This is a genomic window from Microcoleus sp. D2_18a_B4, from assembly GCF_036702475.1.
Classification (GTDB): domain Bacteria; phylum Cyanobacteriota; class Cyanobacteriia; order Cyanobacteriales; family Microcoleaceae; genus Microcoleus.
On record NZ_JAUBTL010000013.1, the window covers coordinates 1 to 16,254 of the forward strand.

The 16,254-nt window shown below is 45.9% G+C and carries 13 protein-coding genes; 7 read left to right on the forward strand and 6 right to left on the reverse strand.

Features of this window, described 5'->3' with window-relative positions; genetic code table 11:
• The coding region (locus QUB04_RS10040; protein ID WP_333283815.1) for a transposase at positions 1-469 on the forward strand (469 nt) is incomplete at its 5' end.
• Positions 470-713: 244 nt separating this feature from the next.
• On the opposite strand, the gene QUB04_RS10045 is transcribed toward QUB04_RS10040, so the two are convergent.
• Positions 714-839 carry a hypothetical protein gene (locus tag QUB04_RS10045; RefSeq protein WP_333283817.1) on the reverse strand — a complete coding sequence of 42 codons (126 nt, stop codon included), beginning with the start codon at positions 837-839 and terminating at the stop codon, positions 714-716.
• 398 nt (positions 840-1,237) lie between these two features.
• Here QUB04_RS10045 and QUB04_RS10050 point away from each other — a divergent pair, with 398 nt between their 5' ends.
• Both QUB04_RS10050 and QUB04_RS10055 read left to right on the forward strand, forming a co-directional pair.
• Complete coding sequence (locus QUB04_RS10050; RefSeq protein WP_333283819.1) at positions 1,238-1,636, forward strand: DUF4342 domain-containing protein; 399 nt, start codon at positions 1,238-1,240, stop codon at positions 1,634-1,636.
• A gap of 763 nt (positions 1,637-2,399) precedes the next feature.
• Positions 2,400-3,242, forward strand: a complete 843-nt coding sequence (locus QUB04_RS10055) for a hypothetical protein (protein WP_333283821.1) — start codon at positions 2,400-2,402, stop codon at positions 3,240-3,242.
• Between the two features lie 433 nt (positions 3,243-3,675).
• Here the strand turns inward: QUB04_RS10055 and QUB04_RS10060 are convergent, their stop codons facing one another.
• The 3 genes from QUB04_RS10060 to QUB04_RS10070 all read right to left on the reverse strand — a co-directional run bounded on the left by QUB04_RS10060 (position 3,676) and on the right by QUB04_RS10070 (position 7,813).
• Positions 3,676-5,061 carry a hypothetical protein gene (locus QUB04_RS10060; RefSeq protein WP_333283823.1) on the reverse strand — a complete coding sequence of 462 codons (1,386 nt, stop codon included), beginning with the start codon at positions 5,059-5,061 and terminating at the stop codon, positions 3,676-3,678.
• Between the two features lie 951 nt (positions 5,062-6,012).
• Positions 6,013-7,542, reverse strand: coding sequence for a YifB family Mg chelatase-like AAA ATPase (locus QUB04_RS10065; RefSeq protein ID WP_333283825.1), 1,530 nt, complete (start codon positions 7,540-7,542; stop codon positions 6,013-6,015).
• Between the two features lie 58 nt (positions 7,543-7,600).
• Positions 7,601-7,813, reverse strand: a complete 213-nt coding sequence (locus QUB04_RS10070) for a hypothetical protein (RefSeq protein WP_333283826.1) — start codon at positions 7,811-7,813, stop codon at positions 7,601-7,603.
• On the opposite strand from QUB04_RS10070, the gene QUB04_RS10075 reads away from it, so the two are divergent.
• From QUB04_RS10075 to lnt, 3 genes are all read left to right on the forward strand, one after another.
• Complete coding sequence (locus QUB04_RS10075; protein WP_006631073.1) at positions 7,812-8,159, forward strand: histidine triad nucleotide-binding protein; 348 nt, start codon at positions 7,812-7,814, stop codon at positions 8,157-8,159. The two genes, QUB04_RS10070 and QUB04_RS10075, sit on opposite strands and share 2 nt — an antisense overlap.
• An 885-nt stretch (positions 8,160-9,044) precedes the next feature.
• Positions 9,045-10,127 carry a photosystem II q(b) protein gene (gene psbA, locus QUB04_RS10080; RefSeq protein WP_333283828.1) on the forward strand — a complete coding sequence of 361 codons (1,083 nt, stop codon included), beginning with the start codon at positions 9,045-9,047 and terminating at the stop codon, positions 10,125-10,127.
• A 195-nt stretch (positions 10,128-10,322) separates the two neighbouring features.
• Entirely contained in the window at positions 10,323-12,074 is a 1,752-nt protein-coding gene (gene lnt, locus QUB04_RS10085; protein ID WP_445301044.1) for an apolipoprotein N-acyltransferase, read from the forward strand.
• A 201-nt stretch (positions 12,075-12,275) separates the two neighbouring features.
• Here lnt and QUB04_RS10090 read toward each other — a convergent pair whose 3' ends face one another.
• Positions 12,276-13,181 carry a bestrophin family ion channel gene (locus QUB04_RS10090; protein ID WP_333283830.1) on the reverse strand — a complete coding sequence of 302 codons (906 nt, stop codon included), beginning with the start codon at positions 13,179-13,181 and terminating at the stop codon, positions 12,276-12,278.
• A gap of 377 nt (positions 13,182-13,558) precedes the next feature.
• Between QUB04_RS10090 and recJ the strand changes: the two genes are divergently transcribed.
• A complete protein-coding gene (gene recJ / locus QUB04_RS10095; RefSeq protein WP_333283832.1) occupies positions 13,559-15,655 on the forward strand; it encodes a single-stranded-DNA-specific exonuclease RecJ in 2,097 nt (698 codons plus the stop codon).
• 121 nt (positions 15,656-15,776) lie between these two features.
• Here recJ and psb30 read toward each other — a convergent pair whose 3' ends face one another.
• On the reverse strand, positions 15,777-15,917 hold the full coding sequence (gene psb30, locus QUB04_RS10100; RefSeq protein WP_333054512.1) for a photosystem II reaction center protein Ycf12/Psb30: 141 nt from the start codon (positions 15,915-15,917) through the stop codon (positions 15,777-15,779).
• Positions 15,918-16,254 lie beyond the last annotated feature (337 nt).

The following is a 16,254-nucleotide window of genomic DNA, read 5'->3' on the forward strand; positions in this document are numbered from 1 at the left end:
TTATAGGAAGAATGGTGCTGCTGCCAAGAGTGGACTTAATAAAAGAATCCTAGATTGTGCTTGGGGGGATATTTTTGCAAAAATAGCGTGGCTAGCTGCGAAGTCTGGCAAGCCTGTATTTGCAGTTAACCCCCGACACACTTCTCAAGAGTGTCCTAAATGTGGACATACAGAGAAAGGCAACCGAGACGGAGAAAAGTTCGTGTGTCGCGCCTGTGGTTATGCTGAACACGCTGATACAGGAGCCTCTAGGAAAATAGCCAAGAAAAGCGGTTTATCATTTCCGCGTAATCAAAAAAGACTACCTGCGGACTGCGGGAAAGTAACGCCTTTGGAAATATCAATCCCTCAGTGGGTTGAGCCTAGGAACCTTAATTTATCGGTTAACTCGCAGTTATCTAATGTAGAAAGCGGTTATCCAGAAAAAAGGATATCCGGATTAATTTCCGGAGAATCCCCGCTGCTTTAGCATGGGGAGTGTCAAATTCCACACATCCGCTTGATGTGCCTTAAAACTTTCCCGAAAAGTACCGTCGGGCCACCAACTTGAGATTCAAATTCTGTCGCTGGCAAATCCGACACCGAGAATCAAGAGGAAGCAGAAAAAATAATTCTATTTTACCCGACTTTTCCCCAACTTCAACTTCAATTTGAGGAAGTTGGTTTGGTTGCGATAATATTTCGATCGTTATTATTTCTTCTCCCCCTTGATTTTAGGCAATTCTCATTAGAAACTCTAAGATGTTGATTTGAGGAACATCGGGGGGTGGGGTTTGGTTGGGCGATCGCACTGAGCTAAATTGAAATGACATTTGAGGAAAGTAAACGACGGTTTCCATGTGCGGTTTCCCGAACGAGAGGTGGTAACTGTATACACGGCGGGACGATCGTACTTTCAGTACAATGTCAGTATTTCAACCTGTACACCTGTTGAGTCTGAGCCTCAGAGAGTGTGAAAGTCGCTCTCATCCTTTCGTTGTCTGGATTGGAAGTTTTTCAAGGGTTAGGCGGTGCGAGGGTTAGAAGCGGACAGTTAACTAAACCGCACAAGGAGAGAGGGACAGATGGGATCAGCCCAGAAGCGAGAGAGTGAGGGAATTTTCATCATCATACCTTCACAAAATCACGACAGCAGCAGCAAGATCACCCAAAAGAATGATTGATTCAAAAATAGTTGCGTGTTATATTTCAATATAATTCTATACAAAAATACTTTTACCTAAAAGGAGAACAAAAAATGGACACACCTACAGAACGCCTACAAGAACCAGTCGGGACAAGAGAACTCGAATCAATACCTGTATCTGACAAAGTTTCGGCCGACAAAATTAGTGAAGTTAATTTTGAAACGACTCCTTTAGAAACCCCTACTTATACTCAAGAAAAAGTTAGCGTCGAGGAGTTGAAGATTAACGGCGACGATTTGGTTGCTAAAGTTAAAGAACTGATTCACGAAGGAAATATCCGCCGCATCATTATCAAAAATGAAGAGGGACGGATTTTGGTAGAAGTTCCTCTGACGGTGGGAGTAGTGGGTGGAGTCATCGGTGCGGCCTTGTTTCCAGTCATTGCTGCTGTAGGAGCGATCGGTGCATTAGTCGCTCACCTTACCATCATCATTGAAAGAACCGAGTAAAAAAACTCAGTTGTCAGTAATGCTGATGTCCGGTTAATTTCCCGTAATAAAGCTTGTTTGTAGCGAGTACGACTATCGTCTGTTGATGGATGATAAAAAACTTGTCTTACTAAAAACTTAATTGTGGTTATCTAACCGGACTTAAACAAACTTCAAGCACAAACTGGCTTGATAAATACAGGGCTAGTAACTGTTAATACTCCCTTCTCTTTTTCCCGATTTCTCTGATGACATGAATTGTCTTCCCACTCCGGCAGTAAAGTTGCCACTTGTAAGGGTGTCAGGAATCATCTATAGCAATCCTCGCATCATTTGTGAATTTCTTACTCCCTCCCCTTGGGTTCGGGGAGGGTGGGGGTGGGGTAAAAAATTTACGACTCCTGCAAGGATTGCTATATGCTTGCACAGCAAGCATTATAAATAACTCATTTAGCCGGTCTTCTTTGTTGAAGTCCGGCTAATTCTATTCCTTTGGGGACTTGGGCAATCACTCTGGGGGTAGAGCCTGGTTAATATATTGGCAAGTTAGATTGGATACAAATGAAGGAAAAGCCAAAAGTTCTCTAAACTCCCTAAGCAGAAAGCTGTTAAGCATTTAAACTGGGTATGAGCAAAACGCCAAATGGTTACAGATGAATCTTGCGTGAATCTTGACAGTGAATCGAAGTAAGTGATTTAAATGCTGAACAGCTTAGCTCAAGTTGTCCAACCAGAGCATCTCCTACAGACAAATATTTTTTGAATAGTTGTGGCGAAGATAATTATGAAACCTAACGAAGAAAATAGCTCTAGCCGTGAAATTCATCAAGAAGTTCACACAGATGCAAGTAACGGTCACGTCAGTACAACGCGAACCACTACAAATGTTCCGAGTACAACTGCGAAGGCTTCTAAAGAAGCAGCTCATCACCAAGGTTATGTACAGGGTGAAATGGCGGAAAACCACCGCCAACTTGGAGTCCAAGAAGTCCGCGATAATGAGAATGCTGGTCGCGGGTTACTGTTAGGAATTCTTCTTGCTTCTTTGGCAGGCTTAGTTCTGGGCAGTGTATATTACTTCAATCGGAGCGAAGAGGCTCCTACTCCTACTGCTGCTCCTGTGATTGTTGTACCGAAAGCGAATCAGCCTTCAGCAACACCAGCTCCGACTCGGACTATAGAGAGAGAAAAAACGATCATTCAAAAGATTGTTCCGGTTCCGGTTCAACCATCTCCAGTTCAAAAGGCTACGCCTGCTCCTCAACCAAGTCCAGCTCAAAACGCAACTCCGGCTCCTCAACCAAGTCCGGCTCCCAATATCAATATTACAATTCCAAATTCACAGCAGCAAGATGCACCCGCTCAACAAGCAGCGCCGGCTCCATCTTCGCCGTCAAATAATACCAATACTACGGTTCCGAATCCGCAGGATGAGCCAGCTTCCACTCCGCCAACTGCAGCACCTGAGAGTTCAGCTACTCCATCTCCAACTCAAGATGAGGGCGCTCCTGGTGCAGGTACCAGCGGCGAAACTAATACCGAAAGCCGGAGCGAGTCTAATCCTACGGATACGGGTGTACCTGATAGCAACTCCGGCGCAGAGGGTGCGACTGGTTCACCGCAATAGAAGTTGGATGTCGAATTAGTCCGCCTGGGGTTCAAACCCCAGACTCATAGCTAAAGTCCTTTAAAGCTGATATCTGGCACCATTGTCAGCAACAGGCTTTCCGGCCTGTTCCACAAGAAAATTTATATTTTGTGGAACAGGCCGGAAAGCCTGTTCCTAAAAGGCTAATTGAGAATGGTGCAACATATTAGTTAAAGAGGACTTTTTTTTATGGTTTAAACTGAAATCTTGCACCATTATCAATCAGCCTGCTATAGGCGGAATCTCCTGCCCAAACCCTACTCCCCACAAGAAAAATCATTCTTTGTGAAACAGGCCCGAAAGCTTGTTAAGCGAGAATGGTGCAACATCTCAGACTAACCGGATATTGTGGCTGAACTCAAGAAACCTGGTTTCTGCAATGGAAAACGTTTTAAGATTGTGCCCACCTATCCTAAGAAACTGTTTGGTGAGCTAATTTAACTTTCCCTAAAGCCGTCTTCCTGCTGTCAAAGAGTTTCATCACGCCGGAGGAGATGGTGTCTATTACATCGGGAGAACAGTAAGACAGAAACTCTTCCGACGAAATATGACCTGCAAAAAACTCTTGAGCTTTCTTCAAAAAGTTTTCCGTTTCAGCAAAGCCGATAGATTTGATAATAAACGTAGCTACGGGAGAGTTTTTAATATCATAGGGAGATTCTTGATTTCGTCCTATTGCTAACAAATTTAAAACCTCTTTTTCCAACTGAGTTTCTAATGGGTAGGCGATCTGTTGGTTAGGCAAGTAATCCTCCAAAACCGAGGTTTTAAATCCTGGGGCGCGCAATTCTCCCATCATAGTTGAAAGCGGAATATCGCGGCCTAAACGGTAGGAAAGAGCTTCTAAAATGGCGATGGTAATTAGCTTGATACCCAGATAAAGTTTAGCAACTTCGATATTTTTGCGAGTTCGGGCAATCAGGTTAGCGTAGGTTTCATCGTCCGGCTCTTGCATAAACTGCTGGAAAACCAGTTCGGGTTTGAGGAAGTTCAAAAATCCTTCCATTTTTTGCAGAGACCTGCGATATCCGGCAACAGTATAGGAATTAACATTGGTCAATTCGTGGTTAGTTTCTGGCATCAAATTCCAGGTATTGTCTAAGAAATTAGAGGAATTTCGAGAGGCAAAATTCTCGACATCTCTATTTGCTAACCTGACCGATCGCTTGACAATTTCTACGGTTTGGGCATTGCTCCATCCCAAGTTAAAATCGCGGTTCGCACTTACCAAACGCTGGTGCAAAAGTTCGATCGCACTCAAACCGCTGGGCGAAACGGGACGAAAAGGGATAGTAGCTTCGATGCAAGCGGCGATTTCGGCGATCGTACTAGCTGGCAAAAAAGGCTCCAAAGATTTGGCAGCAATAACGGCACTCAAAAATTCGTTTTGGCCGCCAAACGGAGAGAGAGTCTTGCCGGGAATAAACCCAAAGACTGAGGCCACTAGGTGATACATGGCATCGTCGGGCAGTTCGGTTTCATCTCTAATAACTAACTGCGATCGCACTTCTTTGACAAAAGGACAAAGGGCGCTGCTAATATTGAAACTAACGCCCTGATCGACTTGCACGTACACGAGGTCGTGAAACAGCGCAGCCAGCACCTCGATCGGATCGACTGACCCCCCGACCTCAAAAATGTGTTCCGACGTGTGAAAGTAGCGCCAAGGCCCTCTCATCGTTTGAATAATTAGCTCAGCTATCTCCTCCAGCTTTGGAATGTCTACTCGACCTCCCAATTGCTCGATCGAGCTTACCAAGCAATCCAAGCACCGTTTTTGTTCTGCCAAAAGCTCCATTTACACACCTCCAGTGCATTCCCTGATTGTCTTGCGCTTGATTGAATGGTATCAAAACGCGCTGCGATCGTGCCATAATTCGTCACTCAAAAATTTCAAATTTTAGGGTGAAACAGGGAGAGGGGGCGAGAGAAAGAGGAAGAGCGAGGAAGAGCGAGGGAGAGCGAGGGAGAGAGAGAGCGAGAAATTAAATATTAAAAATTCTGCCGTTGTGGATCTTCGGGCAACTTGGGCGATCGGTATCATAAATTACAGTAAAAATGACAAAAAGGGGGTATAAACTTGATGAATTTTTGATGAAATTATGAGGGGTTTTTGACAAAAGCTGTGGGTGGGTGGCATTGACACCAGATTCAAGCTGCGGTGCTATAAATACTGCGTGTGGCCTCAGAATAAGATTCCTAGACGTGCTGATAAACCTCTTGATATTTGCGCTGATACACTTGAGTTGATTAGCTTTCGGGCAGTTGGTCTAAAGCTTCCTAGATCGCCACTTTAACTGCTGCCTTGGTTGGCTGTCGCATCCCCAATCTAACACTAACAGAACTTACACAAGTGTCACCAGTGTTCCTGGTACTATGCAGCACAAAATCCGACAATAAACATGGGAAAATCGGGGCGTTTCAGTGGCTCAATTAAATAATTGGACAACATCAATCCAGCTTAAATACCCCCTTAATCCCTCATTCCCCCTCGGCTGGGACTTAGTATGTTTAGCAGCGATTTAAATCGGCGAATCAACTGTTATATTCCCAACTTTTTTAAGAAGTCGGGGATCGGGGGATTGTGTCTTTTGAGCCGTTGCTGACCAAGAATTTCTTGATCGTACCCGCCACGTGATTTATCCGTGGAATCAATCCAAAATCGAAAATCGAAAATCACTTATTGCCCCCGCATTTATCCGTGGGGTCGCCTCTAAAATCTAAAATCTAAAATCTAAAATCGATTGACTTACTGCATCCGATCGATCGTCCGATACTGCACCGCCTCCGCCACATGATTCGTTTTCAAGCTTTCATCCCCCGACAAATCAGCAATAGTTCTAGCAACCTTCAAAATGCGATCGCTAGCCCTCGCCGACAGCCCCAACTTCCGAATCGCCATCTCCAATAAATTCCGAGAAGCATCATCCAACTGACACCATCTGTTAATGTGACTGCTTTGCATCTCCGCATTGCAGCGCAAACTAGATTCCGACTGAAAACGGCGAGTAGCGAGCTCTCGCGCCCGCTGCACCCTTACCCGCACCGGTTCCGACTCCTCCCCCGTCGGCTGTCGCGTAATTTCTTCGGGTTTCAAACGATTTACGGCCACTTGCAAATCAATCCGATCCATCAAAGGCCCCGAAAGTTTGGCCCAATATTGCTCCCTCTTTTGCGGCGAACAAGTACACTGTTGAATCGAATCGCCGTAATAACCGCAAGCGCAAGGATTCGTACTTGCAACTAAAGTGAATTGAGCCGGAAACATCACCGATTGTCTAGTTCGAGAAATCGTCACATAACCATCTTCCAGCGGTTGTCGCAAAAACTCCAAAACATCTCTTTTAAACTCAGTTAATTCATCCAAAAAAAGTATGCCGCGATGTGCTAAAGAAATTTCACCCGGACGCGGAAAACTGCCGCCACCTACCAAAGAAGGGCCAGATGCTGAATGGTGAGGACTGCGAAAAGGTCGATCGCCCACCAAGCTTCCCTTATCCTTCAACAACCCCGCCACCGAATGAATCTGAGTCACATCCAAAGCTTCCTCAAAAGTCAGCGGCGGCAAAATACCAGGCAAACGCCTCGCCAACATCGTCTTACCGCTCCCTGGCGGCCCCACAAAAATTAAATTGTGTCCCCCCGCCGCCGCAATTTCCAAAGCCCGCCGCGCGTGAATTTGCCCCTTTACATCCTTTAAATCTAGGCCAAAAAACCGCGTTTTAGCTAACTCTTCTCGACCGTTTACTTCTACAGGCGAATAAACTTCAGGATTGTTCAAAAAATCAGTAACAGCAAAAATATTCTCAAAACCATAAACAGATATTCCGTGCACCAAAGCCGCTTCCTGCGCGTTACCAGCCGGTACAACCAACCCTGAAATACCCATTTTTTGAGCAGCAGCGGCGATCGGCAAAACCCCAGCCACAGGCCGCAAACTCCCATCTAAAGAAAGTTCCCCTAAAAACAAATAATCTCCCAAAAGTTGACCGCTGACTTGTTCCGATGCTGCTAAAATGCCAATGGCGATCGGCAAATCAAAACTCGGCCCTTCCTTCCGCAAATCCGCCGGAGTCAAATTAATCACAATACTCCGCATCGGAAAAGCATATCCCGAATTTTTTAGGGTAGCCTTAACCCTTTCTTTAGCTTCTTGCACCGCAGAATCGGGCAACCCCACAACGACGATTTTCGGTAGCCCCCCTGACACATCAGCCTCAACACCAACCTTTACCGCGTCAATTCCAACGATCGATGCACTCCAAACCCTAGCAAGCATTTTTCTTTATCCTTAATTTGCCTGTCCTTGATTCATCATCTATTATGATTAACAATGACTAATGAATATCGGGAGAGGCAAGAAAACTTTTCCTTGCCTCTTCTTTTTCTCCTCTTCCCTCTCTCCTGCTGCCTCTTCCCTCTTCCCACTTCCCCTTCTCCCTTCCCACTTGGGCCTTCCCTCTTCCCACTTCCCACTTGGGCCTTCTTCCCTCTTCCCCCTTCCGCCTTCTTCCTTCTTCCTTCTTCCTTCTTCCTTCGTTAACACCCATGACAACTCAAGAAACGCTTTTCAGCAAAATCATCCGCAAAGAGATTCCCGCAGACATCGTTTATGAAGACGACTTGGCCCTCGCGTTTAGAGATATCCATCCGCAAGCACCCGTCCACATCCTCGTCATTCCCAAACAGCCTATTGCCAAATTAGCCGATGCCGAGTCGGGAGATCATGCTCTCATGGGACACTTGCTGCTGACTGTCAAACGGGTAGCAGAACAACTCGGACTTAGCAACGGCTATCGCGTCGTCATTAATAGCGGCAGCGACGGCGGCCAAACTGTAGACCACCTGCACCTTCACATTCTCGGCGGACGGCAGATGAAGTGGCCCCCAGGCTAAAGCCTAATTTTTACGCAGAACTTGCGGACTCATCCTCAGAAACCCGGTTGATTTCTATTGCCCAGCGCTTCAGAAACCGGGTTTCTTTTTTCGTCAATAAACCCCGTGGATTGGAGATTATTGAGAATGCAGCCCGCACTAGAAACCCGCTTTTCACTATTCTCCCGATAAAAATTTCCCCTCGCAGAATCCACCGGGTATATGTGAATAAATATTAAAAATCCTCTCCCCCAGACGTAATTAAGAGATATTTAAACAGAAAGAGAATCGACCTGAAAAAAAATAATTAGCTAAAACTGCTGAACCCATCTACAGCTAATAGATTCAGTTCTTCAGGTCGCTATATTTAACCGGTTATGTGGGTAATATTGCTTTGTAAAAAACTATAAATATTTACCAAGAATCCAATTTTTGTAAATGTTTGTAAAATATTTAAATTGTCAGCAGTAATCCCTTGGCAAACTTTAGTGAATGGTGTTACTAATATAAGCGTGGGGCATCCCCACAACGAACCTTGAAAATTCAATTAAGCAATCATAAACCAAGTCAGTAACTCAGGGCTAAAGCCACTGAGCTTGTAAGAGAAATCAAGCAAGCTGTATTGACCAGCCTAAGTCTTCACTGACTACGTTATTGGGGTCATAACACCGGAAAATGCGACGCTAGTTTTCCGCTCTGTTGTTTACAGTTAAACAGCCTTAAAGTCACTGAGACAGTGCTGTAAGCGTGACAAGCCCCGATAACCTTGGCGAAGCGAACATTACCCCGAAAAGGAGATTGAGGCAACCATACCTCACCGGAGAGGCAACCATACCTCTCCAACCCCGCAAGGGATTCAAGGCGGTTGAAACCGCCGAGTCGTTTCCCACTTACCGAATGTTTCTTATGACAACAACCGTACAGCGTCGCGAAAACGCCAACGTTTGGGAGCAGTTTTGCAACTGGGTAACTAGCACGGATAACCGCATTTATGTAGGTTGGTTCGGGACGCTCATGATCCCAACTCTACTCAGCGCCACCATCTGCTACATAATCGCCTTCATCGCTGCTCCTCCAGTAGACATCGACGGCATCCGCGAACCAGTAGCAGGTTCCTTGATGTACGGCAACAACATCATTACTGGTGCTGTTGTTCCTTCATCGAATGCGATCGGGCTTCACTTCTATCCCATCTGGGAAGCAGCTTCCCTTGATGAATGGTTGTACAACGGCGGCCCCTACCAATTGGTAGTATTTCACTTCCTGATTGGCATTTTCTGCTACATGGGTCGTGAATGGGAACTGTCCTACCGCTTAGGTATGCGTCCTTGGATCTGCGTCGCCTACTCTGCACCAGTTGCAGCAGCCACCGCAGTATTCTTGATTTACCCGATCGGACAAGGCAGCTTTTCTGACGGTATGCCCTTGGGTATCTCCGGCACCTTCAACTTCATGATCGTGTTCCAAGCCGAGCACAACATCCTGATGCACCCCTTCCACATGTTGGGAGTAGCTGGTGTCTTCGGTGGTTCTTTGTTCTCCGCCATGCACGGTTCCTTGGTAACATCTTCCTTGGTTCGCGAAACAACCGAAACTGAATCTTTGAACTACGGTTACAAATTCGGTCAAGAAGAAGAAACCTACAACATCGTTGCAGCCCACGGCTACTTCGGTCGTTTGATTTTCCAATACGCGAGCTTTAACAACAGCCGTTCTCTGCACTTCTTGTTAGGTGCATGGCCAGTAGTCGGCATCTGGTTTACCGCTTTGGGTATTTCCACGATGGCGTTCAACTTGAACGGTTTCAACTTCAACCAATCGATTATCGACTCGCAAGGTCGCGTCATCAACACTTGGGCTGATGTCATCAACCGCGCTAACTTGGGTATGGAAGTAATGCACGAGCGCAACGCTCACAACTTCCCCCTTGACTTGGCTGCTGGTGAAGTCACCCCAGTAGCAATGGTTGCTCCTTCCATCAACGGCTAAATTTAGCTTTTGATTAACAAAAAGCGCTCCTAGAAATAGGGGCGCTTTTTGTTTGGGCAAGTAGAAGTTGAGAGATTTTTTTCTGTTAAATTCGTTAAATCCGTTAAATCCCATACACTGCGAGTTGCCGAGCTTCCTTCTTCCTGATTAATCTGATATATTGATTAAGAATTATTATTTTTGGCAATCATCAAAGTGGCGATATTTAACAGGCACAAATTTGAAAAACTCGCGGTTCATAAATCAAAAACATTAGCCTGGGCGATCGCATTTTTTAGCGGCATTTTGATGGCATTGACAACCGCACCAGTAAATGCTTGGCTATTGGCTTGGGTAGCCCTAGTTCCCCTCTGGATTTTGGTTGTTAGTTATGAAAGGCCTCTTCAAGAAGTAAAAAAACAAAAATTCTTCCTTCTTCCTTCTTCCTTCTTCCTTCTTCCTTCACTCTGGGGAATTGGCTATCACGGATTAGCTTTATCTTGGATTATGGGAATTCACCCGATGACTTGGTTGGGAGTTCCTTGGTGGCCGAGTTTGGCGATCGCACTTTTTTGCTGGGCATTCATCACCCTCTGGGGAGCCGCCTTAGTCGCCGTTTGGGCGTGGCTATTTGTAATTCTCAACTCCCTCACTTTACCCGGCCAAAATCCAATTCTTATTCTTAACTCCCCCCCTTTACAAGGGGGGGCTGGGGGGGGTAGCTCCGATCTTATTCTTCTTAACTCCCCCCCTTTACAAGGGGGGGCTGGGGGGGGTAGCTCTAAATTTTCAGCATTAACTCGCGTTTTAATTGGCACAGCTTTGTGGTGCGCCTTAGAAAGTATTTGGAGTACAGGTTCGCTGTGGTGGACATCTCTATCATATACGCAAAGCCCGCACAATTTAGCAATATTGCACCTCGGTCAACTCTCCGGCCCCAGCGCAGTAACAGCCGCTATTGTAGCAGTAAATGGCTTAATCGCCGAAGCTTTTATTGAAGGAAGAAGGAAGAAGGAAGAAGGAAGAAGGAAGAATTGGATTGCTTATATTTTGCCTGCGACTTTGTGTTTAGTTTTGCATATTGCAGGATGGAGTTTATACAGCCGCCCTTTGAATCAAGAAGCTGCAACTGCTTTAAAAATTGGCATTGTTCAAGGCAATATTCCTAACGAGATTAAGTTTGATTCAGGGGGTTGGGGGCGCGCTTTGGAAGGTTACACCACTGGATACAAACAGTTAGCAGACAGGAAAGTCGATGCTGTGTTAATTCCAGAGACGGCTTTGCCTTTTATCTGGACAAACGAGTATCAGCGTTCTACTCTTTCCTTTTACCAAGCTATTCTCGAACGCGGCGTTGTGGCTTGGGTTGGAGGATTCGGACAGCAAGATAATAGTATCACTAACAGCTTATTGGCGATCGATCGCACTGGAGAAATTATCGGCCGCTACGATAAACTAAAGCTAGTGCCTTTAGGCGAATATATCCCTTTTTACGAAATTTTAGGCGGGATTATTAATCGGCTTTCTCCCTTAGATGCTCATTTAGTACCCGGTAATTCTAAACAAGTGTTTGATACGCCGTTTGGCCGCGCCATTGTCGGAATTTGTTACGATTCGGCGTTTGCGGAAATTTTCCGATATCAGGCGGCGAAGGGAGGCGAATTTATGATCACAGCTTCCAACAATGCCCATTACAAACCCCCAATGTTGGATCAACATCACGCTCTAGATGTGATGCGGGCAATTGAGACGGATAGATGGGCAGTTATCGCAACTAATACGGGTTACTCTGCTTTTGTAAATCCTCGCGGCGAGACGGTTTGGAAGTCGGGAATTAATACCTATGAAGTCCGAGATGCTACTATTTATCGGCGGCAAACTCGGACTTTGTACGTGCGGTGGGGAGATTGGCTGACGCCTTTATTGTTAGTATTGGCGGGGTTAATGCGGTTAATTGTTAGAAATTAACCAGTAGGTTATACGATTTTAGATTTGAGATTGGTATCGAAAATCTAAAATGGAATGTATAGCGGTTCTCAAGCGTGATAAGGTATGCCCTATGCCCTATGCCCTATGCCCTATGCCCTATGCCCTATGCCCTATGCCCTATGCCCTATGCCCTATGCCCTATGCACGTCGGGTATCTCATGTTACTGAGAAAGGCTATATTTACTTATCTTTCACGCGCTCGTGAATGCTAGGAGATAAAGAAATTAAATCGTCGATATTGCGCTGCATGGTAGCACAAATATTGGTCAAAGGCAAATCATTGGTATCGTGCCCGAAGGGATTTTCTATTTCAATGCCGATTTCTTCGATGCCGAACAAAGTAAAACTAATTAAAGCCACAACTGGGCCGGTTCCCCAAGCCAAATCTTGCACCATTTGAAAGGGCAGTGCCAAACAGTAAAGCAACAATAGTTGTTTCAGGTGAATCGCGTAAGCCAAAGGGATAGGCGTCTTCAAAATCCGCTCGCAGCCGCCTAATACATCAATCATAGAGTTGATCAAGTCCTTCATACCAGTTAACTGATAGACATCGAGGCAATTGCGCTCGTACTGCTCGTGCAAGTAATCCTCAATCCAAAAGGCAATTTCTAGCGGGGGATTGTGCATCGATTTGAGATGTTGGTACTGCGCGGAGGACATTAACGGCTCTAATTCTGGATTTACTGATTCTTGCCGCAAGTGCAGTTTCATCGCCACTGCAAAGGCAGGTAACAGGCGCAGGGCTGACTTTTTTACTTCGATATCCTGCGGGTCTTTTTCCTCAATTGCTACCCAGATTTGGCGCGCCAAATTGCGGACGTTGTTGATTAAAGTCCCCCAAAATTTTCGACCTTCCCAAAATCTGTCGTAGGCTGTATTTGTCCGAAAAACTAACAGTAAACCCAGCACAATACTCGGTACCATACTTGACAAAATGGGCAAGGAAACCGGCAACTTTAAAAAGTGCAGCAGGGAAATAAAAACTCCAAAGCCACCGCACAGCAAAACGCGGGGCCAAATTGACGGGATCACAGACACCCGAACCTGTAATGCAATTTGAAACCAAGGCGGTCGATCGCCACTCATGCAAGTCTCCTCATTAAATTAGTAGTCTGCGCCCTAGGGCCTGCCGCACAAATGCCTGCTACACTTAGTTTTGCAGCTCCCCTCAGTCTATTTGAGATTCGAGATTTTAGACTGACTCCACAGATAAATCTGGGGGGTTTGAACTAGAGTCTAAAATTTTTTGGTCTCCACGACTGCTGTCAGGGCTTGTATCCCTCTTGGGGTGCGGTGAGAGCTTCCGAAAAAAGCTTTCCTACAAACAACCTTTGGATTTTACCCAAAAAACTCATATTTAGGATCAATCTAAAATCTAAAACCTAAAACCTAAAATCTAAAATTGATTGACTGAGGCACTTAATTCGGTAAGATTAATCATGTATCTTTAAACCTCAGCTTCCGTGCAAGAGCTACCGACATCTGTGCCCCCGCATTTTCACCGATTGCCAAACCAACGGTGGCAAATTTATTCGCCTCAACCACAGCAAGCCGAACAGTTTGCCACTGAAATCGGTTTGTCGCCCTTGCTGGCACAGGTACTGATTAACCGGGGAATCGATTCGCTTAAAGAAGTGCAAGGGTTTATCGAACCGGAATCTCTGGTTTTGCCCCCACCAAAAGATGAGTTTCCCGATTTGGCTGCGAGTGTCAAACTGTTGCGGGAGGCGATTTCGGGAGGGCAAAAAATTGCGATTTGCGGCGACTACGATGCTGACGGGATGACGAGCACGGCTTTGTTGCTGCGAGCTCTCAGGGCTCTGGGCGCCAATGTGGATTATGCTATTCCGAGCCGGATGCGAGAAGGTTATGGGATTAACGATCGCATTGTAGAAGAATTTCACTCCGAAGGTGTCGCTCTCATTCTCACTGTTGACAACGGAATTGCAGCCTACGGCCCGGTTGCCAGAGCGCGAGAACTCGGTGTCAAAGTTATTATTACAGACCACCACGATTTGCCGCCAAAACTGCCGCCGGCTGATGCTATTCTCAACCCGAAATTAATCGCGGAATGTTCACCTTATCGCGGTTTAGCTGGCGTAGGCGTTGCTTATGTTTTGGCGATTACTTTGGCTCAGGATCTGAAAAAAGTTGGGGGGTTGGTGAATCCCCTGCTGGAGTTATTTACTTTAGGAACTATTGCGGATTTAGCACCTTTGACAGGAGTTAATCGGCGCTGGGTAAAGCGTGGTTTGCGGCTGTTGCCTCACTCGCAATTGGCGGGTATTCAGGCTTTGATTCAGGTAGCGGGAGTGCAGCCGGGAAGTGCAGAAAGTCCCTCAATTCTCAACTCGCAAAATAAAACTAATAATTCCTTAAAGCCTGAAGATATTGGTTTTAGGCTGGGGCCCCGGATTAATGCTGTGGGGCGGCTGGCTGACCCTCAAATTGTGATAGAGTTGCTGACTACGGACGATCGCGAATTAGCTCTTAAAAACGCGATGCAGTGCGAACAAATTAATCAGCGCAGGCAGGAGTTGTGCCAGGAAATTGAGCAGGAAGCCATTGCTTGGTGCGAGGAAAGGGCGATAGACTTGCAGCAAGAACGAGTTTTAGTTGTCGTGCAACCGGGTTGGCACCACGGGGTGATCGGGATTGTAGCTTCTCGGTTGGTGGAACGCTACGGCGTACCTGTGTTTATTGGTACTTTTGAGGATGAGGCTGGCGAAAACGAGGCTGTAGGGACGGTAGCCCATAAAATTGTCCGGGGTTCGGCGAGGGGAATTCCTGAGTTTAATGTATTTGACGGGCTGAATTTTTGCGCGGATTTATTAACTAAATTTGGCGGACACAAAGCGGCTGGCGGTTTTTCTATGCCTGCTGAGAATCTCGACCAATTCCGCAATCAACTGTCAATTTTTGCCAATCAATGTTTGCAGCCGGAACACCTAAAACCGCTGGTTTCAGTAGATGTGCAGGCAAATTTGGCAGAGATAAATCTAGACCTTTACCGACAAATTGATGCTCTAGAACCTTGCGGGATTGAAAATAAGGCTCCTGTATTTTGGACGCCTAATGTTTGCATAACTGAACAGAAAATTGTTGGTAAAGGAGGTCACGTTAAACTAACTGCAACTCAAGATGGAAATGTATCGGCTAGTGTGAAGGCGATTGCTTGGCGTTGGGGGGAATATTTTCCTTTGCCTCGGCGGGTTGATATTGCTTACCGATTGCGGGAAAATAGTTTTAATGGCAAGACATCGGTGGAGTTAGAATTGTTGGGCGTTCGGCTACCGGCAAATGCTGCTACTTCGAGGCCACCGAGGTTCGGAAAAGTTGAGTTTGATTACTGCGATCGCACTTATTCTTGCAGTCTGTCTCCTGCAGGCTCGATCGAGGAATTGAGAATTCGCAACTCTCAAGGGCAAGTTTTGGCTGTTGCACCCGGACAAAACATCGGTTTGTTAGGCAACTCCCGCAAAGATGCTAGAGAAGTCGATGTATCTCTACCTTTTTTTGAGAATTTGATTCAAACTGCTAAACACGCCCTGGGTATTTGATCAGTCGGTATTTGATCGGAAATCTCGTGCAGCAGCGAAAATTGGCGATCGAGCGTTGTGAATTTTGCCTAATTTAAAACTCAAAACTCCCAACTATCGATCGCCGCCTAGCGTGCTATAATTACAGGTCGCCGCCTTTAGCAGCCAAGAGAAAAATCACGATCGGGCCAGAAAGCACGACTGCTGCGAGTAAAGCTACCTGAACAATGAGTTGGTAGTCTACACCACCCATACCACTGAAAAGATCGGTTATAAAGTCCATTTGTCCTCCTGACTGTAGTGATTAAGTCTAGATTGTTGCATTAGAAAATCCGCTTCTGATTTTACCGGGCGATCGACCATATTTTTTAAGGAACTTTACAAAATTCAACAAAATGTAAACTACGATCGACCTCTCAGTCACAGGAAACCAGGGACTTGATGCCCCTTCCCGGAAAGTCCCCCCAATCTCAAATCTCAAATCTCAAATCGAACCGCCCCTTCGGGATCTCCGTCCCCGGCGCTGGCAATTGATATACTTGAAGAGCTCTAGTCTCCTAAAGTTTGGCATTTTCCACATAGTGCTCCGAATCTAAAATCTAAAATCTAAAATCTAAAAT